Origin of the sequence: Chryseobacterium sp. VD8 (assembly GCF_037149975.1) — a bacterium.
In the GTDB taxonomy this organism is placed as follows: domain Bacteria; phylum Bacteroidota; class Bacteroidia; order Flavobacteriales; family Weeksellaceae; genus Chryseobacterium; species Chryseobacterium indicum.
Genome location: NZ_JBBCQL010000308.1, coordinates 1 through 4284, shown reverse-complemented (window position 1 = coordinate 4284; position 4284 = coordinate 1). Strand labels below are relative to the sequence as shown.

The window sequence follows — 4284 nt, the reverse complement described above, 5'->3', positions numbered from 1 at the left end:
TAATATCAGGTGATTTCCAATTTGTTTTCATTTTAACAGTGTTTTTATTGTCTTAATCTTCTGACAGTAAAAATACTGTTAAATTTTCTGACAGCAAAATTTCTGTTAAGTTTTTTATTTCGTTTTCTCAATCTCATTGATTGTTTTTCCTCTTCATCATAAGTATAAAATCCAGAAGCTTCTTTAATTTAGGTCTTGTATGGTCATTTAATAATCTTTAAAAAGTTCAAAATCTTCAAATTTTATTTTTTGAGATTTATTCTTAAAATATCTGTTATTTCTGTTGCTTTTAAAACCTGTTCTTCCGATTAAATTACTATTAATAAAAAGATGTGTTTCTTTGTTTTCGAAAGGAATCGTTATAAAAAAACATTTTTCGAGGTTTTTGTCAAGATCCTTAAAGCATCTGTTAAGAAAAGCAAAGTTTTCTGTTTCCGAAATAAATTTCTCTTCCAATATAGAAAATTTATTTTGCGCTGAATCAATCATTGCCTGTAACCTATCGGAATTTTCATCAGGATAAATTTTAAAATAAGTTTCTACGACATACTTTACAAATTCCTGTGTATAAAATTTTATATTCTTTAAAGTTTTTTATGGCTGAATAAACAGGATCCTTAGAATCGTCTTTAAGGTTGGCATATCTAACTTTAACGGATTCGGGGATTTCGATTCCGTATTGGGGTTTTAAGTTTTCGCAATGGTTTAGAAACTCATTTTCTTCTTTGTATAAAACTTTTACTTCTCCTTTGGCAATATTTTTTTCAATACTTACGAACAAAGGATTTCGTCCCTCCTGCCAAACTCCATCTGTAAAGATTAAGGTGAAATATTTGTATTCTGCTCTGTTTTTAGCATTAAAACTGATATGAATTGTATCTCTTTCCTGAGGAGTATAATCGAAATCGAAAATGTTCCCATGATTAAGTTTGGATGTCATGTGTTCTGCTGAGATTCCGTTTTCAAAATCTTTTACAGGCATCATAACTTTTCCGCGTATTAATGATTCCCGGGAGCCATGATAACGGTATAAAGACCAAATGTAAATGTCTTTTATGTCATTTATGTTTCCTTCAGTACAGGTGCAGAATTGTAGTTCTGTATTGGGGGTACACATAATTTAATCTAAAAAATAGGGTGAAAAATCAATTCCCTGAAAACAGCCTGCCATTGGTAAAACGTTATCGCCATTCATGGTGACTTCATATTCTTCGCAGGTGAGCTGTGAAACTTTTTGATACCAGCTTTTCTGGTGTTCTTTCAGAATGTTGTCCAATTTAATTAAACAGTGCAGTCCACCATTGGTTTTAATAAAGGTAAGACAGTCTGGGTTTAAGCAGTCTGCAATGTCTTCTCTGAATTTATCAATGGCTTGTTGATGGTTTTTTATACGGAAATCAATATCAAGATCAAAGAATATTTTTCGTGAAGTGGTGGTCTGAATAAGATTTAAAGCCAACGTATGGGGATTGATGGCGTTATCTTTCCGGATGAGTTTTTCCGAAATTTCTTTCATTAAAAACAATGAAGCATTGTGAAGGTCGCGCGGGTTGGGAGTGATGTAAATAGCGAGGTTATCCTGCGAAACTTCGGTATTTCCGGATTCGTACAAGCCTGCCGGAATTTCGAGCTGCCTGATTTTCTGAAGCAGTCTTTCTTTGGTTGAGGTAAATCGTTTTAACTGTGCTTTATCGGCTTTCAGTCCTGTTTCGGGGTTGTATTTTTTTCTTGCGAGAAGGGCAACATAATATTGTTCATTGGGCAGTAGTTCTGGAAGCCAGTCTATGAATTGCTGTAATTTTTCTTCGTTGTGTATGATTTTGTAGTTCATTAGTTTTTAATTTTGTTTTTGAAATTCAATAACCTTATCAATCCATTCCAAAATAATATTTTCAAGTGCTTTTAAATTTTCAAGTTCGTAATTTTTTTTGTCTGAATTTGATAATATACCTGCTTTATGTAATTTTTCTTTAATTTTAAAGATAAAATGTGTTTGTGGAAGATCTAATATTGCACCGCCACCATAATAGCCAAATGTATTATTTTCATGAACTGTTTTTAGGTATTGAAATAAAATTTTTAGCGGAATTTGTCCTTGATTAACAAAATCTAGGTTTCTTCCAGAGCTTTCAGAAAATTCATTTGAACAAATATGCAAATAATAATCAAAATCTTTATCAATTAATAAACGAACACTTCTTACTCTCAGATCTCTTCTTAAACCATCACTTTTACTAAAATAAAAGATATAATTACTTTGAGAAAAGTCTTCATCATTGATGTAAACAGGTAAGCGGTATTTCCTTTTTCTGTAACCATTTTCATCTTTCACTGGATTTCTAAATGAGAAAAATAAAACTTCATAAGATATTTTAGAAACTATAAAATCGTCTTTTTTGTTTAATCCGTTTGCATAGACAAAGGTTTCATTTTCCCAAGAGTAATTTTTTGTTTTAAGGTTCCATTTATTTTTAGTAAAAATAAATTCAATCCAATAATAACCGGAAAACTGTTCTGTTTTTAGAATAAAAACATCCCTAAACTGTGGCGTGTAATTTATGCTTTTGAAAAAATTTCCTCCTGTAAATTCATTGTATAAGTCGGTTATGTTCTGTGAAATTTCATTAAAATTTTTGACATCTTCAAATATTTTTTTCCAGGGAAATTGCACACCAATAATTGTAGACTTTCCATCTTTAAAATTTGGTAAATAACGCTTTATTGCCCAATTAAAATCAGCTTCCTGATGGGTTTGGCTGATGGTGATAATACTTTCTTTTTCCATGGTTGTGTTTTTAAAATTCACTCAAAAATAATCTATAATCTTCTCGTATTATCAATTCCTTTTCCACAAACAATTCATTTCTTACATAATCAGCCGTTTCCTGTGTTACAGGATTGTAGCCCTGTTTTTTAACTTCTACAGCAAAGAAAATAAAAATTAAATAAAAAACCGGACAATTTGTAAAGTCCGGTCTGTTTTTGTTAGTTTTCAAAAAAGCGTTTTTTGTTTTCTTCGAAGAATACCTGATCTCCGACCTGTCTGCGGAGTGCGATGGTCTGTTTGGAATCTTCTCCTGCGAAGTAACGGAGTTGGTTTTTACCGTCTGTTGCTGCTTCATACACAACTTCAGCAATCTGCTCCGGAGTGGAATACTGGAAAATTCTGTTGGGATCTCTGAAGACTTCCCAGACTTTTTCTGTCATTTCCTGATAGGCAGGATGGGCTCCCATATCGAGAGAACGGCTTGCAAAATCGGTGGAAATTCCGCCCGGCGCAATGGTTTTGATGGTGATTCCGAAAGGATTGAGTTCAAATGCCATGCTTTCTGACCAGCCTTCAAGAGCCCATTTTGTAGCGTGATATAATGAGGCTAAAGGGAATGCAACGTGACCGCCAATGGAAGTGGTGGTTAAAAACAATCCTTTTTTATGTTCTCTGAAATAGGGGATGAATGCCTGTGTTGTGCGGATCACGCCCCATAAATTGGTTTCTAACTGTCTGCTGATCTGTTCTTCGGACAGTCCTTCCAAAGGTCCCATTAATCCGTATCCTGCATTGTTGAATACGACATCTACACCGTCCTGAATTACTTTTTCAGCGACTTCTTTGATTTCCTGCGGATTGGTAACATCCAGTTTCATCACCTTGATGTTGGGAATGGAAGAGAGTTCTGTATCGTTTTCGGGGGTTCTCATGGTTGCGACAACGTTCCAGCCTTTTTCTGCGAATAGTTTTGCCGTTGCTTTACCCAGCCCGGTAGAAGCTCCTGTAATGAAAATAGTTTTTGACATCGTTTTTTAGATTTTGTTGAAACGAAATTAATATTTACTTTTGAAACCTAAAAGTGTATAGTATACTGTATGGTTTTAATTTTAACGAAAATTTAACAATGAAGTATTTAATCAACCAGCTTTCGAAGGCAACGGAAATCCCAATCGGAACGATCCGCTTTTATGAAAAAAGCGGTTTAATTGCGGGTGAAAAAGATGAAACGATAAAAAGCAACAACTACACGTATTATTCTGAGGAGGTTATCGAAAAGCTTGATTTTATAAAGGAAGCCAAATCTGTGGGGTTTACTCTGGCAGAAATTAAGGACTGTATGGATGCATGGTTTGAAGACCGCCTGAATACAGAAGACAAAATTAAGCTGATGGATGATAAGATTGCCCAGATCGATGCAAAAATAGAGGAAATGCAGCAGCTAAAGGAAAAACTGGCGTATGCAAAGGAGGTGATCCGGAATGGGGAGTGCTGATTTTTAAAAACTCCATCTTTTG

Annotated in this window: 6 protein-coding genes; 1 reads left to right on the top strand and 5 read right to left on the bottom strand. The window is 34.1% G+C overall.

Features of this window, described 5'->3' with window-relative positions; all coding sequences use genetic code 11:
• Positions 1-526: 526 nt before the first annotated feature.
• From WFK35_RS21060 to WFK35_RS21040, 5 genes are read right to left on the bottom strand one after another with little or no spacing between them, the layout of a single operon-like run.
• The gene (locus tag WFK35_RS21060) at positions 527-1117 is read right to left on the bottom strand and encodes a hypothetical protein (RefSeq protein WP_336734485.1); all 591 of its coding nucleotides are present in this window, start codon (positions 1115-1117) and stop codon (positions 527-529) included.
• 3 nt (positions 1118-1120) lie between these two features.
• Entirely contained in the window at positions 1121-1831 is a 711-nt protein-coding gene (locus WFK35_RS21055) for a hypothetical protein (RefSeq protein ID WP_336734483.1), read from the bottom strand.
• Positions 1832-1837: 6 nt separating this feature from the next.
• A complete protein-coding gene (locus WFK35_RS21050; RefSeq protein WP_336734481.1) occupies positions 1838-2785 on the bottom strand; it encodes a hypothetical protein in 948 nt (315 codons plus the stop codon).
• A 10-nt stretch (positions 2786-2795) separates the two neighbouring features.
• A complete protein-coding gene (locus WFK35_RS21045) occupies positions 2796-2996 on the bottom strand; it encodes a hypothetical protein (protein ID WP_336734479.1) in 201 nt (66 codons plus the stop codon).
• Positions 2986-3795 (bottom strand): SDR family oxidoreductase, encoded by an 810-nt coding sequence (locus WFK35_RS21040; protein WP_336734477.1) that lies wholly within the window; start codon positions 3793-3795, stop codon positions 2986-2988. The genes WFK35_RS21045 and WFK35_RS21040 overlap by 11 nt, the downstream gene beginning before the upstream one ends.
• Before the next feature lie 98 nt (positions 3796-3893).
• Between WFK35_RS21040 and WFK35_RS21035 the strand changes: the two genes are divergently transcribed.
• Positions 3894-4262, top strand: a complete 369-nt coding sequence (locus tag WFK35_RS21035) for a MerR family transcriptional regulator (RefSeq protein WP_290261138.1) — start codon at positions 3894-3896, stop codon at positions 4260-4262.
• Positions 4263-4284: the final 22 nt, after the last annotated feature.